General features: G+C 46.5%; 1 protein-coding gene. It reads right to left on the bottom strand.

Features of this window, described 5'->3' with window-relative positions:
* Positions 1–314: 314 nt before the first annotated feature.
* Positions 315–650, bottom strand: a complete 336-nt coding sequence (locus tag AB4482_RS22715; protein ID WP_004733275.1) for a hypothetical protein — start codon at positions 648–650, stop codon at positions 315–317.
* Between the last annotated feature and the right edge of the window lie 572 nt (positions 651–1,222).

Below are 1,222 nucleotides of genomic sequence, written 5' to 3'. Positions count from 1 at the left end.
TTTTCATGATCTTGCCCTGCTAATCAACCCCTCCCAGCCTCCCCTTATATTGATATTTTCTGCCAAGTAACAGTCGTGATAAAGGGGAGGAGCTAAAAGCACCACTATCATATTCTTGTCCTCGCTCTTCACCTCTGCTCTTAATCTCCTCGCATCCCGTCTACCCGCCACTCGAATCCGCTCTTAATCTCCTCGCATCCCGTCTACCCGCCACTCGAATCCGCTCTTAATCTCCTCGCATCTCGATACCCGTCACTCGCATCTGCTTTTTAAGCTCTTCGCATCTCGTTTACCCGCTACTCGAATCTGCTTTTCTACTTCTTCACCACGCCACCCGTTAAATACAATCCAATTGCCGCTAACACCGGATAACCAAACGCTTCATTGGTCATTTCCCCTAATGGTTTCCAATCGTAGCCGTGCATGCAGCCAAGAATCACCATCACATGCAGTGCCACATAAGGAATGGTGAACAACAACACAATGTAGCGCTGTACCAACTTAAAAGGTTCATACGCTTTAAGCAGTGCCAGCTTGTGCTTCGCTTTTTCTTCATCAGTAAAAAACATCGCATCTCCTGTGTTGGTGAGTGCATCTAACCCCTTGCTAATCGAAGACTGGCTCCCGAATATTCTTCCGAACAATGTCATACTGCTCCTTGGTTTATTGATTGGCTTTGACCGCATGTATAACCTTTGACTGTATAACCTTATGGTTCGACAACCTTAGCGAGCCCTCTGCTCCGCCATTTATCCGTTGAATTAGATTCCCTATCACGTTCGTCCCTCACTGTAGGGAATGACGACTACTTTTATTAAGTGAATAATCTCACGACTCCGTCATTCTGCCATTCTGTTGCTTTAGAGGCGAGGAACGAAGTATCTGGAATCCGCTTTTAGTCTCTTCGCATCTCGCTTACTCGAATCCCGCAACTGATCTTCAAATTATTCGAAGACTTAGCTTTTGGTCCTCCCCCTTGAACACCGGACTATTGTGAGTGATGGTGTTAATAGAAGGGGGAGTTAGAGGGGGTTGCTAGCTAATGCCTAACCAACCCCTCCCAGCCTCCCCTTATATTGATATTTTCTGCCAAGTAACAGTCGTGATAAAGGGGAGGAGCTAAAAGCACAACAACCATCTTCTTCTCCTCGCTCTTAATCTCTTCGCTACTCGTTTACCCGTCACTCGCATCCCGCAACTGCTCTTCAAATTATTCGAAGAC

Origin of the sequence: Vibrio sp. 10N.222.55.C7 (genome assembly GCF_041473335.1) — a bacterium.
In the GTDB taxonomy this organism is placed as follows: Bacteria; Pseudomonadota; Gammaproteobacteria; order Enterobacterales; family Vibrionaceae; genus Vibrio; species Vibrio crassostreae_C.
The sequence above is the reverse complement of the archived record's forward strand: the minus strand, read 5'-3'. Positions and strand labels throughout refer to the sequence as shown.